22 protein-coding genes and 1 pseudogene are annotated in these 22,062 nt (G+C 40.6%); 13 read left to right on the top strand and 10 right to left on the bottom strand.

Annotated features, from left to right (window positions below):
• Positions 1-9 precede the first annotated feature (9 nt).
• From FJR37_RS03915 to FJR37_RS03925, 3 genes are all read left to right on the top strand, one after another.
• Positions 10-582 (top strand): rRNA large subunit pseudouridine synthase E, encoded by a 573-nt coding sequence (locus tag FJR37_RS03915; protein ID WP_039203387.1) that lies wholly within the window; start codon positions 10-12, stop codon positions 580-582.
• Between the two features lie 406 nt (positions 583-988).
• Complete coding sequence (locus FJR37_RS03920; RefSeq protein WP_168465348.1) at positions 989-2,905, top strand: serine/threonine phosphatase; 1,917 nt, start codon at positions 989-991, stop codon at positions 2,903-2,905.
• 35 nt (positions 2,906-2,940) lie between these two features.
• Positions 2,941-4,197, top strand: coding sequence for an FHA domain-containing serine/threonine-protein kinase (locus FJR37_RS03925; protein WP_168465349.1), 1,257 nt, complete (start codon positions 2,941-2,943; stop codon positions 4,195-4,197).
• Here FJR37_RS03925 and FJR37_RS03930 read toward each other — a convergent pair.
• The 4 genes and pseudogenes from FJR37_RS03930 to FJR37_RS03945 form a co-directional block, all read right to left on the bottom strand.
• A complete protein-coding gene (locus tag FJR37_RS03930; protein ID WP_039203390.1) occupies positions 4,183-4,800 on the bottom strand; it encodes a Uma2 family endonuclease in 618 nt (205 codons plus the stop codon). The two genes, FJR37_RS03925 and FJR37_RS03930, sit on opposite strands and share 15 nt — an antisense overlap.
• 391 nt (positions 4,801-5,191) lie before the next feature.
• Positions 5,192-5,410, bottom strand: coding sequence for a DUF4327 family protein (locus tag FJR37_RS03935; RefSeq protein ID WP_027402742.1), 219 nt, complete (start codon positions 5,408-5,410; stop codon positions 5,192-5,194).
• 524 nt (positions 5,411-5,934) lie between these two features.
• Complete coding sequence (locus FJR37_RS03940; RefSeq protein WP_039203391.1) at positions 5,935-6,366, bottom strand: nucleoside deaminase; 432 nt, start codon at positions 6,364-6,366, stop codon at positions 5,935-5,937.
• A 246-nt stretch (positions 6,367-6,612) separates the two neighbouring features.
• A pseudogene (locus tag FJR37_RS03945) lies at positions 6,613-7,206 on the bottom strand (helix-turn-helix domain-containing protein); the annotation flags it as partial.
• On the opposite strand from FJR37_RS03945, the gene FJR37_RS03950 reads away from it, so the two are divergent.
• Positions 7,091-8,137, top strand: a complete 1,047-nt coding sequence (locus FJR37_RS03950; protein ID WP_254434501.1) for an HhoA/HhoB/HtrA family serine endopeptidase — start codon at positions 7,091-7,093, stop codon at positions 8,135-8,137. The pseudogene FJR37_RS03945 and the gene FJR37_RS03950 sit on opposite strands and share 116 nt — an antisense overlap.
• Positions 8,138-8,623: 486 nt before the next feature.
• Here the strand turns inward: FJR37_RS03950 and FJR37_RS03955 are convergent, their stop codons facing one another.
• Positions 8,624-8,971, bottom strand: coding sequence for a PIN domain-containing protein (locus FJR37_RS03955; RefSeq protein WP_254434503.1), 348 nt, complete (start codon positions 8,969-8,971; stop codon positions 8,624-8,626).
• 193 nt (positions 8,972-9,164) lie between these two features.
• A complete protein-coding gene (locus FJR37_RS03965) occupies positions 9,165-9,404 on the bottom strand; it encodes an antitoxin (protein WP_039203409.1) in 240 nt (79 codons plus the stop codon).
• 423 nt (positions 9,405-9,827) lie between these two features.
• On the opposite strand from FJR37_RS03965, the gene def reads away from it, so the two are divergent.
• Positions 9,828-10,364: a peptide deformylase gene (gene def / locus FJR37_RS03970; protein ID WP_168465352.1), complete on the top strand. Its 537-nt coding sequence runs from the start codon at positions 9,828-9,830 to the stop codon at positions 10,362-10,364.
• Positions 10,365-10,419: 55 nt separating this feature from the next.
• Here the strand turns inward: def and FJR37_RS03975 are convergent, their stop codons facing one another.
• Positions 10,420-11,325 carry a CoB--CoM heterodisulfide reductase iron-sulfur subunit B family protein gene (locus FJR37_RS03975; protein ID WP_168465353.1) on the bottom strand — a complete coding sequence of 302 codons (906 nt, stop codon included), beginning with the start codon at positions 11,323-11,325 and terminating at the stop codon, positions 10,420-10,422.
• A 226-nt stretch (positions 11,326-11,551) separates the two neighbouring features.
• Here FJR37_RS03975 and acpP point away from each other — a divergent pair, with 226 nt between their 5' ends.
• The 3 genes from acpP (at position 11,552) to tkt (ending at position 15,911) form a co-directional block, all read left to right on the top strand.
• A complete protein-coding gene (acpP, locus tag FJR37_RS03980; protein WP_039203395.1) occupies positions 11,552-11,803 on the top strand; it encodes an acyl carrier protein in 252 nt (83 codons plus the stop codon).
• Between the two features lie 238 nt (positions 11,804-12,041).
• Positions 12,042-13,295, top strand: a complete 1,254-nt coding sequence (fabF, locus tag FJR37_RS03985) for a beta-ketoacyl-ACP synthase II (protein ID WP_168465354.1) — start codon at positions 12,042-12,044, stop codon at positions 13,293-13,295.
• Positions 13,296-13,898: 603 nt separating this feature from the next.
• Positions 13,899-15,911: a transketolase gene (gene tkt, locus FJR37_RS03990; protein ID WP_039199555.1), complete on the top strand. Its 2,013-nt coding sequence runs from the start codon at positions 13,899-13,901 to the stop codon at positions 15,909-15,911.
• Between the two features lie 439 nt (positions 15,912-16,350).
• On the opposite strand, the gene pdxA is transcribed toward tkt, so the two are convergent.
• On the bottom strand, positions 16,351-17,385 hold the full coding sequence (gene pdxA / locus FJR37_RS03995; protein ID WP_168465355.1) for a 4-hydroxythreonine-4-phosphate dehydrogenase PdxA: 1,035 nt from the start codon (positions 17,383-17,385) through the stop codon (positions 16,351-16,353).
• Positions 17,386-17,598: 213 nt separating this feature from the next.
• On the opposite strand from pdxA, the gene FJR37_RS04000 reads away from it, so the two are divergent.
• The 4 genes from FJR37_RS04000 (at position 17,599) to FJR37_RS04015 (ending at position 20,661) form a co-directional block, all read left to right on the top strand.
• Positions 17,599-17,703 (top strand): PetM family cytochrome b6-f complex subunit 7, encoded by a 105-nt coding sequence (locus FJR37_RS04000; RefSeq protein ID WP_039199595.1) that lies wholly within the window; start codon positions 17,599-17,601, stop codon positions 17,701-17,703.
• A 278-nt stretch (positions 17,704-17,981) separates the two neighbouring features.
• The gene (locus tag FJR37_RS04005) at positions 17,982-18,983 is read left to right on the top strand and encodes an SDR family oxidoreductase (protein ID WP_039199559.1); all 1,002 of its coding nucleotides are present in this window, start codon (positions 17,982-17,984) and stop codon (positions 18,981-18,983) included.
• A gap of 83 nt (positions 18,984-19,066) precedes the next feature.
• The gene (locus FJR37_RS04010) at positions 19,067-19,984 is read left to right on the top strand and encodes an NAD(+) kinase (RefSeq protein WP_039199560.1); all 918 of its coding nucleotides are present in this window, start codon (positions 19,067-19,069) and stop codon (positions 19,982-19,984) included.
• A 152-nt stretch (positions 19,985-20,136) separates the two neighbouring features.
• Positions 20,137-20,661, top strand: coding sequence for a response regulator (locus tag FJR37_RS04015; RefSeq protein WP_174763383.1), 525 nt, complete (start codon positions 20,137-20,139; stop codon positions 20,659-20,661).
• On the opposite strand, the gene FJR37_RS04020 is transcribed toward FJR37_RS04015, so the two are convergent.
• Positions 20,555-20,893: a hypothetical protein gene (locus tag FJR37_RS04020; RefSeq protein WP_168465356.1), complete on the bottom strand. Its 339-nt coding sequence runs from the start codon at positions 20,891-20,893 to the stop codon at positions 20,555-20,557. The two genes, FJR37_RS04015 and FJR37_RS04020, sit on opposite strands and share 107 nt — an antisense overlap.
• A 196-nt stretch (positions 20,894-21,089) precedes the next feature.
• Here FJR37_RS04020 and FJR37_RS04025 point away from each other — a divergent pair, with 196 nt between their 5' ends.
• Entirely contained in the window at positions 21,090-21,452 is a 363-nt protein-coding gene (locus tag FJR37_RS04025) for a hypothetical protein (protein ID WP_217355181.1), read from the top strand.
• A 353-nt stretch (positions 21,453-21,805) separates the two neighbouring features.
• Here FJR37_RS04025 and FJR37_RS04030 read toward each other — a convergent pair.
• Positions 21,806-22,062, bottom strand: a 257-nt coding sequence (locus FJR37_RS04030; protein WP_168465358.1) for a type II toxin-antitoxin system VapC family toxin, incomplete at its 5' end; no start/stop codon positions are given.

A 22,062-nucleotide genomic window follows, 5' to 3' on the forward strand; every position in this document is an offset into this window, starting at 1 on the left:
CTATATTTTATGAATAATCGGTATATTATTTTTCACAAACCCTATGGGGTTTTGAGCCAATTTACTCAAGAAAGTCCCAAACATATTACGCTGAAAGAGTATATAGATGTTCCCGATGTTTATGCTGTGGGGCGTTTAGATTGGGATAGTGAGGGGTTACTGTTACTAACAAATGATGGACAGTTACAGCATCGTCTAGCACATCCGCGCTTTGGTCATCAACGTACTTATTGGGCGCAGGTGGAACGTATTCCTGATATTGATGCAATTCATCAGCTACAAAGTGGGGTAGAAATTCAAGATTACCGGACTCGTCCTGCTCAAGTTAGGTTATTGTTAGAAGAACCATCCGTAGTCCAACGTATTCCCCCCATTCGATTTCGGAAAAGTATTCCCACAGCTTGGCTAGAAATGACCTTAACTGAAGGTAAAAATCGCCAAGTCCGTCGCATGACTGCTGCTGTGGGTTTTCCGACTTTGCGGTTAATTAGGATAAGTATTGGTAATATTCAATTAGATGATTTAGCACCAGGACAATGGCGAGAACTCACTCCCTTAGAAGTCACAAGATTAAATCATTAACCGGAAAAATAGATTAAGGTACTGTAGTATCAGTATACAAAAAGAGTGTCAACAATAGCACTTAGTTCTTGGGTTACATAATTTTAATTTTAGTTAGGGCTTGCTAAATAAAGCTAAAACCATTTATTAATAAGGGTTTCGCGGATTTTTATCACAAAAAAGTGCAAGGTTTTGGCTGATGGTGTCTCAAAATAGGTGCATTTTTCTTTGTCGGATTTGGAAAATTGAGGATATCCAGACAGTTAAAACTGTTCCCTGTTCCCTGTTCCCTGTTCCCTGCCCTCACAGACAACTTTTATGGCTTACGCCACGCTACGCTATCAGCAAACCCTAGTTATTTAATTGTGGACTGTTTGAATATTTGTAGCTAAAAGCACCTTACCAAGAAAATCAAGGAAGTCCGACTATGCTGATTTGCCCCCAGTGTAAATTTGAAAACGGTGATAGTAATAAGTTCTGTCAAAGCTGTGGTATATCCTTAGCTCATAAAATCTGCTCTGAATGTAGTGCCGATATGGCTTTAGATGCACAGTATTGTTATAAATGTGGTGCAGAATCTAGCACAGTTTGGTACGCGCTCATTACTCAGGCAGTGGATAAGGTAGTTTCTGTTGTGGCGGAAACTGCGAAATTAAGCCAAAATCTAGAAAATATAGCGGATGATGGCGGAGATTCTGGTCTGTTATCCAAATTTGTTTTAGATGCTTATTTAGATCCTTGGCAACGTTATCGCTTGTTAGAATCTCCACAAGAATTTGCGGATTATATAGAAGTCAAGGTTCTAGATTGTCAACCTTACGAAATGTCACTGATTGGGGCAATGCTTTTGCACGAAACCAAGATGGATATAAAGACAATTCCAGGTCTGGCGGAAGCTTATCTAAAATTGCAGGTAGATAAGAACCCAGGAATACCAACTATTCATGATGCTTGGCAGCAAGATCATTTTCAAGTAGTCTTGTTAGAAGACAGATCCAATTTCCCGACGTTGCTTGATGTTTTGCGACGAGATACAGTAAGTCCGTTGGAGATTTTACATTGGTTTTATCAAATGACTCAACTTTGGGAGTTGTTAGAAACTGTAAATTGTCGCCAAAGTTTGTTGGAGTTGTCGAACTTGCGCTTAGATGAAGACCAAACTCTGATATTACAACGGCTATATATAGAGACACCGTTACTGACACCACAACCACCCGAAGTTTTAGATTTGACGAAAATACGAGAGAATGGACAACAAGCTTTAACTCTTAAAAGTTTGGGTCGGATGTGGCAAACTTTGTTTAGAGAATCCCAACACACTCCATTGGATTGTGTGGTGCAGATGTTAGAGTATGTGGAATCTGGGAATATTCAAACTCTGGCGCAATTGCTATCGCATTTACAAGAAATAGCAGAAGAATGTCATCAGGAACAACCAACTTCATCACCTGTCTTGGCACTAGGTGATGATACAAAAAATAAAAGTGATGAAGCCCTAACTCTAGTTTTATCCATGCAGCTAAGTAGCGTGGAATATGCAGCAGCTACTGATGTGGGTCGTCAACGTGATCATAATGAGGACTATTTTGGTGTTGATAGTCAAGTTCACAAGATAGAGTTACCAGGAAATAGTCAAGTTACAACACAAGGTTTATATATTCTTTGTGATGGTATGGGTGGTCATGCTGGAGGTGAAATAGCTAGTCAATTAGCGGTAAATACTATCCGTCAATACTTTCAAGAAACTTGGGTAGATACAGAATTGCCTCGCAAGGAGTCTATTCTTCACGCAGTTTATCTGGCTAATCAGGCTATTTATGAGCTTAATCAAAAAGAAGCTCGTTCTGGTATTGGTCGCATGGGTACTACTTTGGTCATGCTACTAATTCAAGATAATCAAGCGGCAATTGCTCATGTGGGAGATAGTCGTCTTTATTGGCTGACTCGCAAGCAAGGACTAGAACAAATAACTATAGACCATGAAGTTGGTCAACGAGAAATTGCTAGGGGTATAGAACCTAGTATTGCCTATGGACGTGCAGATGCTTATCAACTTACCCAAGCTTTGGGTCCACGCAACGAAGATTCTGTCTATCCTGATGTGATGTTGTTTGATATCAATAAAGATATGCTTCTAGTATTGGTATCAGATGGTTTATCAGATAATGACTGCTTAGAAACTCATTGGCAAACCCATCTCCAACCCTTATTAAGTTCTTCTAGTAATTTAGTCACAGGGGTTCAAAATTTAATTGAATTGGGTAATGAACACAATGGTCATGACAATATTACAGCTATACTGGTGCGAGTAAAAGTCCGACCATCTCAGCAAAGTTGCTTCTAAAATTAGTTTTTTGATCTTAAATTTTAGGTTGTATTGTGATTACTTTGACCCTATTAGAAAAAAGCACAAAAACACCGCTGAAACAGTGGTGCTTTGAGGGTTCTACCGTCGTTCGTATTGGTCGCGCGGTAGATAATCACGTTGTTTTGGCTGACAATTTAGTTTCTCGGTATCATTTAGAACTGAAATTAGTTACTAATGCTGGAGGGGATGATTGGGAGTTAATTAGTCATGGAACTAATGGCACTTTCCTTAATGGCTTTTTGGTTACTAAATCTATTGTTGCTGATAATTCTTTGCTGCAATTAGCTCAGGGTGGTCCTGTACTCAAGGTACAAGTTCAGGAATTATCTCCTCTACTTATCCCAGCTTCAGGTTCAGGAAATGGAGAAATTAATCAAAAGATAATTCCAGAATATTCCAGTGCTGGTTGTACTCACGAAGGGAATCATCCTCAAAATGTGTTTTGTGTTCACTGTGGTCAACCAATTTTGGTGCAAAAGACTATTCGTCATTATCAGGTATTACGCACTTTGGGAAAGGGTGGTATGGGTACTACCTATTTAGCTTGGGATGGTGTTGGTGAAATTACTGGTGTACCACAATTACTGGTAATTAAGCAGATGAATGCTGATATGGTGAAAATTCCCAAAGCTCAAGAGTTATTCATCCGAGAGGCTAGTATTCTCAAGCATCTTAATCATGGGGGAGTTCCCAAGTATTATGATTTCTTCGTGGAAGATGGTAAAAAATACTTGGCTATGGAGTTAATTCATGGACAAGATTTAGACAAACGGATTCGCTTAACTGGACCTGTAACTCCGAAGCAAGCGATCGCTTGGATGATCCAAACTTGTGATATTTTAGATTATCTTCATCACCAACAAACGCCATTAATTCACCGGGATATTAAGCCGGCTAATTTGATGGTGCGAAGTGGTAATAATAGTATTGTTGTATTGGATTTTGGTGCTGTTAAGGAAATTGGCACAAAACCAGGGACAAGAATCGGCGCTGAGGGTTTTTGCGCTCCTGAACAGGAACGGGGACAACCGCTTACCCAATCTGATTTGTATGCTATTGGTCCGACGTTAATTTTTTTATTAACTGGGGAAAATCCTTTAAAATTTTATCGGCAAAGGGGGCGTAATTTTCGCTTTGAGGTTAAAGGGATACCAACCATTAATGATAAATTAAGACAGGTAATTGATTGTGTGACAGAACCTTTACCACGCGATCGCTATCATACTGCAAAGGAGTTGGCTCAGGCATTAATATCAATCAGTAGTTAGCAAAATCTGGTTAGCGGTTAGGTTCAATTCGGGAAAAGTGCGGGAAATTATTGGCTCATTGTCTCTAAAATGGTTAATTTCATACTCATCACCAATTAGAGAACAAATTGATATGGTAGGTTGTTTTGGTTCACCCACGAATTTACCAGCACCAAAGGGTTGATAATCAACAATCCAATATTCTTTAATTCCCATTTCTTCATAATCACTATATTTTCTATAGTAATCAACTCGCCAATTGCTACTCACCACTTCGATGATTAATGGCACAGAATCACCTTGAGTTACTGTTGCTTTTTTTTCCCAAAGCGGTTCATTGACTAGATTTGTGGAATTTATCAACAAAACATCTGGACAATAGGCTGATTCCGTTGTTGGTGGTTTAACTAATGCCTGTTTGGGAATAAAATAGGGAAGATTTAAGCGGCGGCACTCTATAGCCAATTCTATAGTTAAAACCCCGGTTCTGCTTTCGTGTTTTCCTAATGGTGGATTCATCTCAATAATTTCCCCATCATGCAGTTCATAAAATCCGCCTTCTGGTTTCCATTTAATAAACTCTTCAAAGGTTACTAACTGGGTTTTAGGTAAGGTTTGAACCATAATTTACCTACCTTAATAAAAATTCTTGAGTGTGTGTTTGGACGGGGAATTTTAGATTTTAGATTTTAGATTTTAGATTTTAGATTTTAGATTTTAGATTAAAAAATTTGGTATCAGTCTCCGTCCTCTACTGATGGAAAAATACTCGCTGCGCTGCGTACGCTTCGCTAACGTCAATTCTAAATCCAAAATTTTCCAGCCCTACACTTGAGGGTGGAGTCAATCCAAAATCGTTCGACTGAGCGAAGTCGAAGTCCAAAATCGTCAATCCAAAATCGGGTGACGAAGAAATTGCACCCACCATAAAAACAAGGATAAAGTTCTATCATTGCTGGAGGTAGGTGTATCTACGTCAAATCTATCCTAGATATAGCCAATCTAATTTAGATGTTTAATCGTCGTCCCACTTTTCTACCGCTAATAAATCGCCAATTGGATCTTGGGTGCTAAATCCAAAGTCCAGCAACTCCTGTTTCCAATGTTGCCAATCATCGCCATAGAGTAAGGCAATCTTCCAAATCCTATCATTGGGTTTGATAATATTGGATTCTACGAGTGATTGCACGTTGCGCTGCAATTTCACCATTGGGTGAATTACTTGCTGAATCATAAACTCGGTGTATTTCAGATTTTTGTGTGTAAATTCTTGATCAAAACAGCCTTCCGCTTGCAATTATTACCTGCGCGTAGAGCAATTATAGTTTGGTAAAGCTAGTTCTAACTTCTTCACTATACCATAACTAACAAGAGTAAGATGCTTGGGAATTCGGTTTTGTACGGTAATTACCACTACTAGACGCTATTTATGCTGAACAGTCGTGGCAATATCCAGCCGACAAGGTTTTTAGGCTTGCGATCGCCATCATAACGCAACTGGAGAAAATTGACACTAATTTCTCAATTTTAATTGTGGGGTCAAATAAATGGGTGATAGGTAATGGGTAATAGGTAATGGGTAATAGGTTTTTGGACAATTTTACAGGAATATCCGGCAAGCGTAAAGCTCAGTGGCTTGGCTCCCTGAGAGTGTCAATTTTCATTCATTTCTTCTTCCTCCTGAACTCCTGATAGCGCAGCGTGGCGTTAGCCATACTCCTGAATGGGCGCAGGCCCTGCGCCCCTACCTCCTGACTCCTATCTCCCAATATCCTCATCCCAAAGTTCCGGGTTAGTTGTAATAAATTCACTCATCATTTGTTCACATTCATCTAAATTTAGATCTATGACTTCCACACCGTGAGATACCATAAACTCTCTAGCGCCAGGAAAAGTTTTGGATTCTCCAGCAATAACTTTTTTAATCCCAAATTGCACCACAGCACCGGCACACAAATAACAAGGCATTAACGTAGAGTAGAGTATTGTACCTCTGTAGTTACCAATTCTGCCCGCATTACGGAGACAATCAATCTCCGCATGAGTTACAGGATCACCATCTTGGACGCGCTTATTGTGTCCCTGTCCGACAATTTTACCATCCTTAACCAAAACAGAGCCAATGGGAATTCCCCCTTCTTGTCTACCTTGTTTAGCCTGGAAAATTGCAGCGTTCATAAATTCATCCATTTGTCAATACTCATGATATAAAAAAACAAATAATCTGGATAGTTGCCTGTGGAAAAACTGTGGAAAAACTATCCTAAATTTTCCCAAAATCATAATACTTCATGAAACCGATAAGTAATAAATTAAAGTTTTCCACAGTTTTGCGGCAAAAAATTGGATTTTGGCGGCAATTTTAAATATAAATTAATCATTTATTATATTTTTCTTAAAATTCGGACTTAATAGTGCAGATTTTAATGGGATAAGTTAGTTTTTTGGGTTGTGGAAAACATCAACGATATTAATTCTATTTTTGGTAGTAGCCATTTGGATGCGATCGCTCAATTGGTGTAAAGTTTGAATTAAACTCTGATCACTCTCCTTTAACTGGGTAATTTTCTCACAACTATACATCACCGTCGTATGATCTTTACCCCCAAACTCCTCCCCTATCTTGGGTAAACTCAAATTCGTAAGTTGTCGCATTAAATACATTCCTATTTGCCTAGCCCAACTTATTTCTCGACGACGGGAATTACCCTTCAAATCCTCAATAGAAACATTCAAAGCATCTGCAACTATATTTAAAATTATCTCAGGAGTAGTTTCTATTTTCTGACTAGGAGTGCCTAAAATCGGTGACAGATTTTCCACAGTCATAGGTAAACCCCAAATAGAAATATAAGCCAAAGCTCGAATTAACGCCCCCTCCAACTCACGGATATTAGAAGTACAATTAGAAGCGATGTATTCAACCACCTCTCGTGGTAAACGAATATTTTCATACTCAGCTTTTTTTTGCAGAATTGCCATTCTCGTCTCTAAATCAGGCATTTGCACATCAGCAATTAGCCCCATAGACGAATTTTCTGATCCCTTTTTTCGCGGCTTTTTTGGCAATAGAATCCCTTCTCAACAAAGAGAAAGAGTAGAAAGAGGTAGCGGTTCGGGATTTATCATTAATTCATCTGGGCAAATTTTAACTAATTCTCATGTTGTCGACGGTGCTGATTCGGTAACAGTTACCCTGAAAGATGGACGAACTTTTAAAGGTAAAGTATTAGGTGAAGATGCGGTAACAGATGTGGCAGTAATTCAAATTGATGCCAATAATTTACCCAGTCTAGCTTTAGGTAAATCTGATACTTTGCAACCCGGAGAAGCAGTTATCGCTATTGGTAATCCCTTGGGTTTAAATAATACTGTTACCTCTGGAATTATCAGTGCCACAGATCGTTCTAGTAGTGATATTGGCGCTAGTGATAAGCGTGTTGATTATCTGCAAACTGATGCAGCAATTAATCCTGGTAATTCTGGTGGACCATTACTAAATGCTCGTGGTGAAGTCATTGGCATGAATACAGCAATTATTCAAGGCGCTCAAGGTTTAGGTTTTGCGATTCCTATTAATACTGCCCAAAAAATTGCCGAAGAACTAATTGCTAAAGGTAGAGTTGATCATCCCTATTTGGGCATACAAATGGTAACATTAACGCCAGAAATTAAGGAAAAAATCATTGCTCGATTTGGAGAGAAAATAAATTTATCTGCAAATCAAGGGATTCTATTAGTGAGGATTGTTCCTAACTCACCCGCAGCCACTGCTGGATTACGTCCAGGAGATGTGATCAAAAGTATGAATAATCAACCCGTTTTGAAAGTTGATGAGGTGCAAAGAATAGTAGAAAATAGTCAAGTTGGTATTCCTTTACAAGTGCAAGTAGAGCGTAATGGCAAAATTTCTGAATTCTTAGTTAAACCTGCACCTTTACCAATTAACAAAGAAAATTGATATTTAGTAAGTTGTCCCGGATTTCCTGCCCAGATTCTCAAAACTGATAAAACTTGGCGTTGCTAATAGCCCAGATGGCGATCGCCATATTATAAGGGAAATGCCGAAATTTTTATCCTCAAAACGGTTGGGACATGGACTTTTATAAAATCACGAAAAACCTAGATTTGTAGGGGTAAAGCAAGAGCTTCATTGGTGTCAACTTAAGCTCAAATCCTGATGATATCTCGTTCCCAGTCTCTGACTGGGAATGCTATTACAGAGGCTCTGCCTCTGTTTTCATAGAAGGCAGAGCCTTCTAGAATTCATTCCCATACAGAGTATGGGAACGAGAAAGGGTGAAACTGATATTTTACAAGGCTTTCACGTTAAGTTGACACCAATGAAGCTCTTGCTTTACCCCTACCCGCTTAAATAAAATAATTAAGCCGTGTTGAGTATAATTCACGTGATTTTTGTGTTTATTCTTCATTTCTCATAGCTTTCTTAATCAGATTTAAGCCAGTTTTCTACTTTTAAATTAGGAACGCGAGAAAATTCACGAACATTGGCAGTAACGAGAGTTAGATTTAGAGTGAACGCTTGCACAGCAATCAATAAATCATTACTACCAATGGGCGTTCCTTGACGTTCTAAATGTGTGCGAATTGTGGCATAATTATGATCTACATCCGCCATTAATGGCAATACAGGAATAATGCTAAAAGCTAGTTCAATTCTTTGTTTTAATCGGAATGAATTACTTTTTTCCGCGCCAAATCGTAATTCACAAGCTACAATAAGTAGGTGAACACAATAAAACCAAACTGTGTAAAGAAACGTAAAATCGCCCAAACCCTCTTCACTCTTGCCTCTTGCCTCTTGCCTTTTGCCTTGCCATAACGACAATTTTCAACGCCAACCTACTTAGTACTGGTACAAATTTTTTCTTCACCAACATCTTGAATTTGAGAAAAAATTCTCCCTGTTGGGTGTTTAATAAAATCAGAGAGTATATTAGTGTCGAGTAAGTAAGAATAAGACATTTTTACAGTTCAATATTATCTAGGGGTAATAATCCTTCATCAACATTGGGAAAATCTTCTTCAATATCATCTAAGGTGGCAAAAATTTCCAGGAGGGATTTTTTTTGATAGGGTTCTATGATCAGTTTTCCGTCTTCTTGTCGGATAATTACTTCTGTTGTTGATAGGTTTAATTCTTGAGGAATTGTTAAGGTTTGGGTGTTACCTGCTTGAATAAGTTGGACATGATATTCTGTACTCATTGTCATGATCCTTTTTTGTGGTTTTATGGGATTAGGAAATAGCAACTTGACATCTACTGGCGTAAGCCATATTTCCCGGCTAATAGGTAAAGTTTACAATGGTTTTAGCTTTATTTAGCAAGCCCTAATTATTTCACAGAAAAGAGCGAACGGCACGGAAGCCACTTCTTGTCTCGCTTTTTTTAATGCGTAAAGTAACACCTTACGGCATTCATGACGGTGCGAGGTAGAAGGCGACGCAATCGGAGGGCGATCGCACATCATCAATGATATAATCACTATCACTTCAAAAAGCGGTGATCTATTTAAATTGAAATAAAACTGTCTGATAGCGAAGCGTGGCGCAAGCCATATCAGGATGTCCACCGATTAAAGGATGAACAGGATGGAAACAGGAATTAAAAAAAATAGATTTGAAACATAATGAATAAATTAGCACCAATCATTAAATTAGGTAATCCGATATTACGACAAAAAGCTGCTGCGGTTGAGAATATTCAAAATCAAGAAATTCAAAACCTCATTGATGAATTAATTACCTCAGTTGCTCAAGCTAATGGGGTGGGAATTGCTGCACCACAAATAGCAGCATCATACCGTTTATTTATCGTTGCTTCCCGTCCTAATGCCAGATATCCCCATGCGCCAGAAATGCAAGCAACAGCAATGATCAATCCCCGAATTGTTGCCAATTCTTCAGAAGTGGTTAAAGATTGGGAAGGTTGTTTAAGTGTTCCTGGAATTAGGGGTTTAGTTCCTAGATATCAAACAATTGAAGTTGAATATACAGACCGTTATGGCAATTTACAAAAACAAGAATTAACTGATTTTGTTGCCCGAATTTTTCAACATGAGTATGATCATCTCGAAGGATTAGTATTTTTAGATCGGGTAGAAAACAATCAGGATTTAATTAGTGAGGAAGAATATCAGAAATCGGTGATTGGTAAAAATGAGTGATCCACAGATCCCCGACTTCTTAGAGAAGTCGGGGATCTAAATTCTCGGTGATATTTTACCAACCTAATTTTTCTAAAATGGGTTTTGTGGATACTATATGTCTGTCTAAACCAAGTTCTTTGGGACTGACACCTAAAGCTAAAGCAATCAATTGGGGTAGGTGTAAGATTGGTAAACCTAATTTTTGACCAATTACCTTTTCTACCTCTGGTTGACGAGAATCTAAATTTAAATGACACAGAGGACATGGTGTGACAATACAATCAGCACCATTCGCTAAAGCTTCTTGGATATGATTTCCCGCCATTTGGAAAGATTCGGTTGTCGCGTAGCTGGATAAAGGCCAACCACAGCATTGAGTTCTGCCACGATAATATACAGGTGTCGCCCCTACTGCCCGAAATACATTTTCCATTGCTTCCGGTGCAAAAGGATCATCATAGGGCATGGATTTTTGAGCGCGGAGTAGATAACAACCATAGAAAGCTGCACATTTTAATCCGCTTAATTTTTTGGTGACTCGCTGGGTAATTTCTTCTAAACCATAATCTGCGACTAAAGCATAAAGAAGATGTTTAACTTCTGTACTCCCCCGATAGGGTGAACAGCCTTCTTTTTGTAATAAGCCATTCACTTTGTTGAGATAGTCGGGATTTGTTGATTGACATTCTTTTAAACGTTCGTCAACATGACCAAGGACACCCTGACAAGTGCTGCAATGGGTGAGTAAAGGGAGATTTAATGATTCTGCTAAGGCGATATTTCTGGCATTAACGGTATCTTCTAGTAGTTGAGAATCTTCTTTAAATGTCCCTGAACCACAGCAAGAGGCTTTTTTCAGTTCAACGAGTTCAATACCCAAGGCTTGGGTGAGAGATTGGGTTGATATATACAGTTCTCGACAAGCTCCTTGAGCTACACAGCCTGGATAATAAGCGTATTTTAGCGTCTTAGATAGCATAGAATTATATTAGGTTTAATGTTTTAGATGTAATGGGCATTTATTGGAAGTTAATTGGGTTATTCAACTCTCTATCTCTAGATTTTCAGGATCTCCCTAATATTTAATCCTCAGTTTTAATGATAGAACCTATACTCAGGTTCACTCTTTCCGATAAGATGTATATGCCCAAAAAAACTTTGTGCATTTAGAGCAAATCATAGCAACTTGTTAAGGACTTTTATTTATGAGCCAAACAGAAACTTTTGAAAGAGTTAAAGCAATTGTCGCTGAACAACTCAGTGTAGAGGCTGAAAAGATTGGACCGCAATCTGTTTTCATGGAGGATCTAGGTGCTGATTCTTTGGATACTGTTGAACTAGTTATGGCTTTGGAAGAAGAATTTGAGATAGAAATTCCTGATGAAGCTGCTGAAAAGATTGCATCTGTTCAAGACGCAGTAGACTACATCAACAGGCAAGTTGCTGCGTCAGCATAAACAAGCTATGAATCGGTATCGCGGGTTTAAAGAGAAATTTTGAAGGTACACAGATTAACTGGATAAACCCGCCGGTACATGAGTATTGAGTGTCTAAACTGTAAGTTTGACTGCGAGAAAAACCCCAAAAGTCATAATATTGAGCAAATAGTATACTCTTAGCTAAGGATACTTAACTCGGAACTCAGCACTCTTAATTGTTTCCCCCTGCTGCTTTTTCGCCATATTTAATGTAATCATGACAGACTATAAACGTAATCGCGTTGTTGTAACAGGTGTGGGTGCGATTACACCTATTGGTAACACATCTGCTGAATATTGGGAAGGATTATTAAGCGGACGCAATGGAATTGACTATATCACTGCTTTTGATGCGTCTAAACATAGTTGCCGCATTGCGGGTGAAGTTAAAAACTTTGATCCAGAGAGTTATTTAGAACGCAAAGAAGCCAAGCGGATGGATCGGTTTGCCCAATTGGGTGTATCGGCAGCTATTCAAGCTGTAGCAGATGCAGGTTTGGTGATTAATGATCTCAATGCAGAACAAGTTGGTGTGATCATCGGTTCTGGTATTGGTGGAATTAAGGTATTAGAAGACCAACAAACCACTTACTTGAATCGCGGACCGGATCGTTGTAGTCCCTTCATGATTCCCATGATGATTGCCAATATGGCAGCAGGATTAACAGCAATTCATACGGGTGCAAAAGGTCCAAATTCATGTTCTGTAACGGCTTGTGCTGCTGGTTCTAATTCTATCGGCGATGCTTTTCGTCAAATTCAAGGCGGATATGCCCAGGCGATGATTTGCGGTGGTTGTGAGGCGGCAGTTACACCTTTGTCGGTGGCGGGGTTTGCGGCTGCTCGCGCTTTATCAACTCGCAATGATGATCCAGCCCATGCTTGTCGTCCTTTTGATCGGGATCGGGATGGCTTTGTTATGGGTGAGGGGGCAGGAATTTTAATTCTTGAAGAATTGGAACACGCCATTAGTCGTGGTGCAAAGATTTATGGGGAAATTGTCGGTTACGGGATGACCTGTGATGCTTATCACATGACTTCGCCTGTTCCCGGTGGTTTAGGTGCGGCTAGAGCAATTGAATTAGCTTTAAAAGATGGGGCGCTGACACCGGAAATGGTTAGTTATATCAATGCTCATGGAACTAGTACACAAGCTAATGATGTGAATGAAACTGCTGCTATTAAGAAAGCTTTGGGGGAGTATGCTTATAAGGTGGCGATTAGTTCGACTAAATCCATGACAGGACATTTGTTAGGTGGTTCTGGTGGGATTGAAGCTGTAGCGACAATTTTGGCGATCGCTCATAACAAAATTCCCCCCACCATCAATATCGAAAATCTTGATCCTGAATGTGACCTAGATTATGTTCCCCATACTAGCCGTGATCAGGTAGTCGAGGTGGCTTTATCTAATTCTTTTGGCTTTGGTGGTCATAATGTTACCCTGGCATTCAAGAAATTTACTCTCTAGTGATTTGCAAATAAAAAATATCCTATCGCTGTTAGGGCAGGGGGGCAGGGGAGTTGGGGGAGTTGGGGGAGTTGGGGGAGTTGGGGGAGTTGGGGGAGTTGGGGGAGTTGGGGGAGTTGGGGAGCAGGGGGAGTAGGGGAGAAATTTCTTCCTTCTGAACTCCTGAACTCCTGAACTCCTGATAGCGCAGCGTGGCGTTAGCCATACTCCTGAATGGGCGCAGGCCCTGCGCCCCTACCTCCTGAACTCCTGAACTCCTGATAGCGCAGCGTGGCGTTAGCCATACTCCTGAATGGGCGCAGGCCCTGCGCCCCTACCTCCTGAACTCCTACTGTAATTTTGTTACTGGTTGGCTTTTTAGAAGTGAACCTGTGGCAAGTATGATAGAGATCATCCTTTGCTGAACCGTTAGTATGGCTTATGCCACGCTTTGGGAACAGCAAGATCAAATTATTGGCTTTATTCATCACCAAAAACTCACAATATCCCCCTTGTCCATTGACAATTAGGAATGGGATGATGAGAAAAGTGGGATCACTTGATAATGAACCCAACCAGAACAAGCTAAAAAGAGTCCTAACCCGTCGTTAACAATAAGAGATTATGGCTGTTGCAACCCAATCCATCCAAGAACTTTGTATTAATTCGATCCGCTTTTTGGCTGTAGATGCCATAGAAAAATCTAAATCGGGACACCCTGGACTACCTATGGGCGCGGCTCCAATGGCTTTTGTGCTTTGGGATAGCTTCATGCGCTATAACCCCAAAAATCCTCAGTGGTTCAACCGCGATCGCTTTGTTTTATCCGCTGGTCATGGTTCAATGTTGCAGTATGCCCTACTGTACTTAACTGGCTACGATAGCGTTACCATAGACGACATCAAGCAATTTCGTCAATGGGGTGCTAAGACCCCAGGCCACCCCGAAAATTTTGTTACAGCCGGTGTAGAAGTTACCACAGGTCCTTTAGGTCAAGGAATTGCCAATGCAGTGGGTTTAGCAGTAGCAGAAGCACACCTAGCTGCTAAGTTCAACAAACCAGATGCTAAGATAGTTGATCATTATACTTATGTACTTCTGGGTGATGGTTGCAACATGGAAGGGATTTCCGGTGAAGCTGCTTCCATTGCTGGACACTGGGGATTAGGTAAACTGATTGCTCTTTATGACGACAACCACATCTCCATTGATGGTTCTACAGATGTAGCTTTCACCGAAGACGTTTCCAAACGCTTTGAATCTTACGGTTGGCACGTTCTCCACGTTAAAGACGGTAACACCGATTTAGCTGGAATTGCCAAAGCGATTGAAGCTGCAAAAGCCGTCACCGACAAACCCACCATGATTAAGGTGACAACCACCATTGGTTATGGTTCTCCTAACAAACAAGATACCGCTGGTATTCACGGTGCGGCTTTGGGTCCTGAAGAAACCATCGCTACCCGCAAAAACTTAGGTTGGGAATATGATGCCTTTGTAGTTCCTGAAGATGCTCTAAATCATGCTCGTAAAGCAGTAGAACGCGGTGCAGGTTACGAATCCGAATGGAATACAGTTTATGCTAACTACAAAGCTAAATACCCCCAAGAAGCAGCGGAATTTGACCGTTTCATTACTGGCAAATTACCAGACGGTTGGGACCAAGTATTACCTACCTACACACCCGAAGACAAAGCATTACCCACCCGCAAACACTCAGAAAACTGTCTCAACAAACTCGGGGCTGTTTTACCAGAATTAATTGGTGGTTCTGCTGACTTAACCCACTCCAACCTCACAGAACTCAAAGGTGCTGGGGATTTCCAAAAAGGACATTTCGCCAACCGTAACATCCACTTTGGGGTACGGGAACACGCAATGGGTGCAATCTGTAATGGTATGGCATTGCATAACTCAGGTTTGATTCCTTACGGTGCAACCTTCCTCATCTTTACAGATTATATGCGGGCTGCTATCCGTTTGGCTGCGCTCTCTGAAGCTGGTTCAATTTGGGTCATGACTCACGACTCCATTGGTCAAGGTGAAGATGGTCCTACTCACCAACCTATTGAAACCCTTGCTTCTTTGCGTGCCATTCCTGATTTAACCGTAATTCGTCCTGCTGACGGAAATGAAACCTCTGGTGGTTACAAAGTCGCAATTGAGAAGTCTAAAGCACACGCTTCCACTTTATTGGCGTTCACTCGTCAAAACGTTCCTAACTTGGCAGGTACATCCATTGCAGGTGTCGCTAAGGGTGGATATACAATTGTTGATTGCCAAGGTACACCAGATATCATCTTGATTGGTACTGGTTCAGAAGTCAGCCTCTGTGTAAGTGCAGCAGAAAAATTAACTGCGGTCGGTAAGAAGGTTCGTGTAGTTTCTATGCCTTCTTCTACCTTGTTCGATACACAAGATGCAGCTTACAAAGAATCTGTTCTACCAAAAGCTGTTACTAAGCGTCTATCAGTAGAAGCTGCTAGTAGCTTCGGTTGGCACAAATATACAGGTAGTGAAGGCGACACAGTAAGTATTGATACTTTTGGTGCTTCTGCTCCTGGTGGTATTTGTTTGGAGAAGTTTGGCTTCACTGTTGATAATGTTTTAGCTAAAGCCAAAGCATTGTTAGGTTAAACAGTAGAAGCCTCTCACTTACCCGATAGGGAGGTGACGAGATGAATACGCGTAAGTGACGAATTGCCCAACGAGCAAAATTAAGCGCAGCTTAATCAGTGTTGTTGGGCGATGTTAGCGCAAGCGGCACGAAGTGCGGAATGAACACTTTCTTGATTTTTTTTCAAATATTTGATATAATTTTCAACAGTAGGTGTAACTCAATTAAATGCACCAAAAGCAGCCTATCAAAAGAGTTAAAAATTATCTCAAAAAGTCCCTAGGGCATAGGGCTTTAAAGCTCGGTTAATGTCTTCATAGAAGAGTCGCCGAGAAGCCCACACTCACCTGAAAGGGAGTGTGTGGAGTATGTCACGTTAATCTTCACGGAATATTTTTTAATTTTGTTAGGTGGGCTGAATAGGCTCACCTTTTTTATTTTCCTTTGACACTCCTGTTTCTACCCCTCCCGACTAATTTCAACCGCCAAATTAATCGCTGCTTTCATACTTGTTGCGTCAGCAATGCCTTTGCCGGCAATATCAAAAGCTGTACCATGATCTGGGGAAGTCCGCACAAACGGTAAACCAATGGTAGTATTGACAGCCCGATCAAAAGCCATCAACTTCACGGGAATTAAACCTTGGTCGTGATAAAGTGCCAAGTAAGCATCAGCGGGATTTTTAACTGAAGAATTACCATACCAAGCCATACCCGGTTTCACCCACATTGTATCTGGGGGGATAGGTCCTTCTAGCTGTAAATGGGGGCGTTTTTGGCGTTCTGACTCCAGCCAGGGAATTAACCAATCTATTTCTTCCGTTCCTAGTTGTCCCATTTCACCGCTGTGGGGATTTAACCCGGCGATCGCAATTCTCCCATTTTTAATCCCCAAATCATTTTCTAAATACTCCACTAGCAAATCTAATTTCTGTGTCAACAACTGCGGTGTTAATGCCTCAGCTACTTGACGTAAAGGAATATGTGTGGTAGCAAGTAAAGCCCGCAGAGTCCAACCAGTAAAAGGCGATCGCCCCACAAACAACATCCCGAAACGCTCCACACCAGCCCTTGCGGCTAAAAGTTCCGTTTGTCCTGGATAATTGTAACCAGCAGCCTTCCAAGCAGATTTAGCGATAGGTCCGGTAACAATTCCATCAAACTCACCCGCCAAAGTTTGAGATATAGCATATTCCATATAAGCAAAACTCGCCGCACCACTAGCTGCATTCCCCACACCAGTAATAATTTCACCAGCACTAGGCACATCAACTACAGACAAATTAGCAGGATTTACCAAAAAGAGGGAATTATCAATATTTTTACTGATATTTTCATAAACTTGAGTTAATAAAATTTTATTCCCCACCACCACCACATCACAATTCTGAGTAACTTCAGGATCAGCCAAAGCCTTCAAAATTACCTCAGAACCAATACCCGCCGGATCTCCCACTGTCAGCACCAAACGCGGACGTTTATCTTGATTAATCATGATCTTGTATCCCTGCCCATCGTCGTCTATCCCCGAATATCATCCCTAAATTGGTTTAGAATTATTGATAGAGGTTTAATCTCAATAATTCTGATAGACCCAGTTTATCTGAATCCTCAAAGTTGAAAATAAGATTTGAGCCTTCAAATCAAATTCAGCGGTCTGAAAAACAGGAAACATAAATCAACAATCCACAAAGGAGCATTACAGCAAATGGGCAGCGAAATATTAAATGCAGCTATGCTATCTTTCGGTCTAATCTTCGTAGGTTGGGCGATCGGTGCTTTGTTACTCAAAATTCAAGGCGCAGAAGAGTAGAGGGGTAGTAGGGGAGTAGGGGAAGTAGGGGAAGTAAGGGAAGTAGGGGAAGTAGGGGAAAAAATTAATTCTTCATCCTGACTCGGTGACTCCTGACTCGGTGACTCCTGACTCGGTGACTCGGTGACTCCTGACTCGGTGACTCCTGAACTCCTGAACTCCTGAACTCCTGAACTCCTGAACTCCTAAATCTTTTATTAAAATGATGTAAATTTTTATTTACATAACTAATTCTGTTAAGATTCTTCTCATAAACAATAAGATATATAACCAACCCCATGACATTATTAATAGTTGGTGCAACTGGCACTCTGGGAAGACAAGTAGCCCGTCGCGCAATTGATGAAGGATACAAAGTCCGCTGTCTCGTTCGGAGTCCTAAAAAAGCAGCTTTTTTGAAAGAATGGGGTGCAGAACTGGTACGAGGAAACTTGTGCAATCCGCAAACCCTGACGGAAGCATTGACGGGAGTAACAGCAGTTATTGATGCCGCTACGTCTCGTGCTACAGATTCTTTAACTATTAAAGAGGTAGATTGGGATGGAAAAGTAGCATTAATTCAAGCAGCCAAAGCCGCTGGTGTAGAAAGATTCATCTTCTTTTCCATTCTCGATGCTGATAAATATCCCAATGTACCGCTGATGGAAATTAAGGGATGTACAGAAGCATACTTAGTAGAATCCGGTTTAAACTACACAATTTTACGTTTAGCTGGATTTATGCAAGGATTAATTGGTCAATACGGCATACCTATTTTAGAAAAACAACCAGTATGGGTGACAGGAACATCCTCACCCATTGGCTACATGGATACTCAAGATATTGCTAAATTTGCAGTGCGGGCTTTGACAGTACCAGAAACAGAAAAGCAAGCTTTCCCAGTCGTGGGAACTCGTGCTTGGAGTGCCGAGGAAATTATTAATCTTTGCGAGCGCTTGTCTGATAGAGATGCAAAAGTTACACGAATGCCCATTGGATTATTACGGGCTGTACGGAGTTTACTGCGGTGCTTTCAATGGGGATGGAATGTTGCTGATAGATTAGCTTTTACGGAAGTTTTAGCTAGTGGAAGAGCTTTAAACGCAGAAAATATGGACGAAGTATATACTATTTTTGGTTTAGACAAACAACAAACTACCACACTGGAAGTATATCTACAAGAATATTTCAGCCGGATTATGAACAAGCTGAAACAGTTAGATTACGAGAAAGCTAAAAGCAAAAAGCTCAAAAGTAAAAAGACTCCCTTTAAAGAATCTTCTAAAGCCAATAGTCAATAAATATGAGACTTATGGTTACATTAGTCCAAAATGTGTAACTATGAGATACATAAAAAACAGCCCTTAGACTTGGATATTTGAGTGTGCCGAAAGCAGGCATTATCTATAACGACGTTAAACCGATAGCGAGTAGTGTCGCTATTGAACTAAAAGACAAACTTACCGCTGCTGGTTGGGATGTGTACATCACAGCTAGTATCGGTGGGATATTGGGCTATTCTCAACCAGATAGTCCTGTCTTTCACACCCCCATTGAAGGTCTTACGCCCCCTGGCTTTGACTCAGATATGAAATTTACTGTGGTGTTAGGAGGTGATGGAACTGTATTAGCAGCATCACGCCTGGTAGCCCCCTCTGGTATCCCCATGCTGACAGTAAATACTGGTCACATGGGATTTCTGACGGAAATTTATCTTAACCAATTGCCCCAAGCCTTAGAACAGGCAATGGCGGGTGCATATCAGGTTGAAGATAGAGCTATGCTCACCGTTAAAGTTATGCGGGGAGATACGGTGAAGTGGGAAGCCCTCTGTTTAAATGAAATGGTGCTACATCGAGAACCTTTAACTTGTATGTGCCATTTTGAAATTGCGGTGGGACGACATTCACCTGTGGATATTGCGGCTGACGGAATTATTGTTTCTACTCCCACTGGTTCAACGGCTTATTCTTTAAGTGCAGGTGGTCCAGTAATTACTCCCGGTGTGCCTGTATTGCAGTTAGTACCTATTTGTCCTCATTCTCTGGCTTCTAGGGCCTTGGTGTTTCCCGATAGCGAACCAGTCAATATCTATCCTGTGAATATTCCCCGGTTGGTGATGGTGGTAGATGGCAATGGTGGATGTTATGTTTTACCAGAGGATCGAGTATATTTGGAGCGATCGCCCTACAGCGCCCGATTTATTCGCTTACAATCTCCAGAATTTTTCCGTGTTTTACGGGAAAAACTCGGTTGGGGTTTACCACATATTGCTAAACCCAATTCTGTAGAATTACCTTAATTGTTAGTTGTTAGTTAGTGTAATCTTGGGCGGTAAATGCCAAAAAACGATAATTTTCAGATCCCCGACTTCTTTAAGAAGTCGGGGATCTAGGTCTTGATCAAATACACACGCTTAATGTAAGCTCTACGTATCTAATCATCATCCAGGACATGAATATCAAGCCAATGCGGTTTCTCGTTGTAGAAGATCATCCAGAAGTAGCGCAAAATAATTGTGATTTTTTGAAAAAATTCGATTCTTCTGCTATTTGTAGCATCGCTTCTACTCCCCAAGAAGCAATACAACGTCTGAAAATAGAAACACCAGATTTAATTGTCCTTGATTTACAATTTGCTTCACCATCTGGCTCTCAATCGGCTAAATCTTCTTTAGAATTATTAGAGTTAATTATTGATACTTATACCTCTTTGAATATTCTCATCTATAGCAGTGAACCAGCTTGGATGATCAAATTTGTCAAATCTATTAATCATCACTGCGGTGGGTTTGTGGTGGTAAATAAGATGGAACGACGCAAATATTTTTTAGCAGGAGTTGAAAGTGCGCTGAATGGAGAATTGAAACTGCCTAGAGAATTACGTCAAGAATTAAACTTGAATGAGAAAGAGTTGGAAGTTCTTTCCCTGTTTGGACAAATTGCCAAGTTCCGGCTTTTGTTTCTACAGTTCCATTGATATCTGTAGTGTTATTTAGCTGAAATGGTGGTTCATTTTTTGATGGACCAGAGAGAAACTGCACGTTGTTGTCTGTAATCTCCAATTTTAACCCAACTGTGCCACCTTCACCAGTACCACTGACAATTTTACCTGTTCCTGACCAAATTTGTTGAGCTAAAGCGGGTGTACTGAGTCCCCACAGTAAGGACGCTGTGAGGATGATATGCAGTGTTTGGATAGGTAATTTCATAATTGCTGTCTGAACAGGTGGAGAAATGATGTTCTCACACTTATCAGATTTGGGTTTTTAGATGGGTTCGGATGTTCGCAATTTTATTTGCGGGAGTTCGCACATTTTTCTGCGGGGATACACATTGATTTTTTTGGTGGGGAAAAATACTATCGGTGAAAGCAACAAATTAGCCATCAAAGAAGGATTTATTCAAATGCGTAAGATTGCCTGTGCTGCTGTTTTGACTACTTTCAGCACTCTGCTAGGATTTGTACCACTGACTGTCAATGCTCAACAAATTCCAACTAATTCGGTTGTTATCTGTAGCAGCATACCTGGTGGTGGTAAAGCAAGCTTTAAACTTAACGGTAAGGTGCAATATTTAAGTTCTCGTCAATGTGGTACTTATTCTGGTGCTTCTACTTTTCTTTTTTATACTGAATATGGACGTAATCCTCGGTATGTACTTGAGCGTCAACTAGCAGGTGGAGGACAGTATGATTTTCAGAAAACTAAATCGGGAGACTTAAATGTGGTCCAGTTCCGTTTATTCGGAAGTAGATTATTGCTTGACTAGCTTATTTCATGTTATGCAATCGCACTTTTGATCGCACTTTCTTCAGATCCCCGACTTCTTAAAGAAGTCGGGGATCTAGTTTCTAGTTTCTAACTTTTGATAACAGGATGATTTTAGGCGATCGCTCTTTGATAATAGGATGATTTTGGGCGATCGCTCTTTCATAATAGGATGATTTTGGGCGATCGCTCTTTCATAATAGGATGATTTTAGGCGATCGCTCTTTCGATAAAAGGATGATTTAGGCGATCGCTCTTTTGGGAATAGGATGATTTTAGGCGATCCTAGTATTGAGATCCCCGACTTCTCTAAGAAGTCGGGGATCTAGTTTATTACGTGAATAAAAGCGATATCTATTCCAGCAATATAACCCTATCACCAAACTTAGCCGCCAGTTTCCGGTCATAAGTCAGCACCTGAGTATCACATTGAATTGCTGCTGCCACGAATAATGTATCGTAGAAAGAATGACTTGCCTCGACTGCCAGTGTTAGAGCAACATCTCGAATTTGAGAACTAGAAATCATGATATCAACCAATGCCTCAGCATCTTGCATTGCATCTAATCCCATTTGCAACGGTAATTCTCTAAATTGTATCCATTGCCAAA

The organism is Aphanizomenon sp. UHCC 0183, assembly GCF_009712065.1.
GTDB classification, from domain to species: Bacteria; Cyanobacteriota; Cyanobacteriia; order Cyanobacteriales; family Nostocaceae; genus Dolichospermum; species Dolichospermum heterosporum.

Coding starts and splice junctions, on each gene's coding strand:
- FJR37_RS03915 (WP_039203387.1), top strand. CDS start 10: ATGAATAATCGGTATATTATTTTTCACAAACCCTATGGGGTTTTGAGC.
- FJR37_RS03920 (WP_168465348.1), top strand. CDS start 989: ATGCTGATTTGCCCCCAGTGTAAATTTGAAAACGGTGATAGTAATAAG.
- FJR37_RS03930 (WP_039203390.1), bottom strand. CDS start 4,800: ATGGTTCAAACCTTACCTAAAACCCAGTTAGTAACCTTTGAAGAGTTT.
- FJR37_RS03935 (WP_027402742.1), bottom strand. CDS start 5,410: ATGATTCAGCAAGTAATTCACCCAATGGTGAAATTGCAGCGCAACGTG.
- FJR37_RS03940 (WP_039203391.1), bottom strand. CDS start 6,366: ATGGATGAATTTATGAACGCTGCAATTTTCCAGGCTAAACAAGGTAGA.
- FJR37_RS03950 (WP_254434501.1), top strand. CDS start 7,091: ATGTATTCAACCACCTCTCGTGGTAAACGAATATTTTCATACTCAGCT.
- FJR37_RS03965 (WP_039203409.1), bottom strand. CDS start 9,404: ATGAGTACAGAATATCATGTCCAACTTATTCAAGCAGGTAACACCCAA.
- def (WP_168465352.1), top strand. CDS start 9,828: ATGAATAAATTAGCACCAATCATTAAATTAGGTAATCCGATATTACGA.
- FJR37_RS03975 (WP_168465353.1), bottom strand. CDS start 11,325: ATGCTATCTAAGACGCTAAAATACGCTTATTATCCAGGCTGTGTAGCT.
- acpP (WP_039203395.1), top strand. CDS start 11,552: ATGAGCCAAACAGAAACTTTTGAAAGAGTTAAAGCAATTGTCGCTGAA.
- fabF (WP_168465354.1), top strand. CDS start 12,042: ATGACAGACTATAAACGTAATCGCGTTGTTGTAACAGGTGTGGGTGCG.
- tkt (WP_039199555.1), top strand. CDS start 13,899: ATGGCTGTTGCAACCCAATCCATCCAAGAACTTTGTATTAATTCGATC.
- pdxA (WP_168465355.1), bottom strand. CDS start 17,385: ATGATTAATCAAGATAAACGTCCGCGTTTGGTGCTGACAGTGGGAGAT.
- FJR37_RS04000 (WP_039199595.1), top strand. CDS start 17,599: ATGGGCAGCGAAATATTAAATGCAGCTATGCTATCTTTCGGTCTAATC.
- FJR37_RS04005 (WP_039199559.1), top strand. CDS start 17,982: ATGACATTATTAATAGTTGGTGCAACTGGCACTCTGGGAAGACAAGTA.
- FJR37_RS04015 (WP_174763383.1), top strand. CDS start 20,137: ATGAATATCAAGCCAATGCGGTTTCTCGTTGTAGAAGATCATCCAGAA.
- FJR37_RS04020 (WP_168465356.1), bottom strand. CDS start 20,893: ATGAAATTACCTATCCAAACACTGCATATCATCCTCACAGCGTCCTTA.
- FJR37_RS04025 (WP_217355181.1), top strand. CDS start 21,090: ATGCGTAAGATTGCCTGTGCTGCTGTTTTGACTACTTTCAGCACTCTG.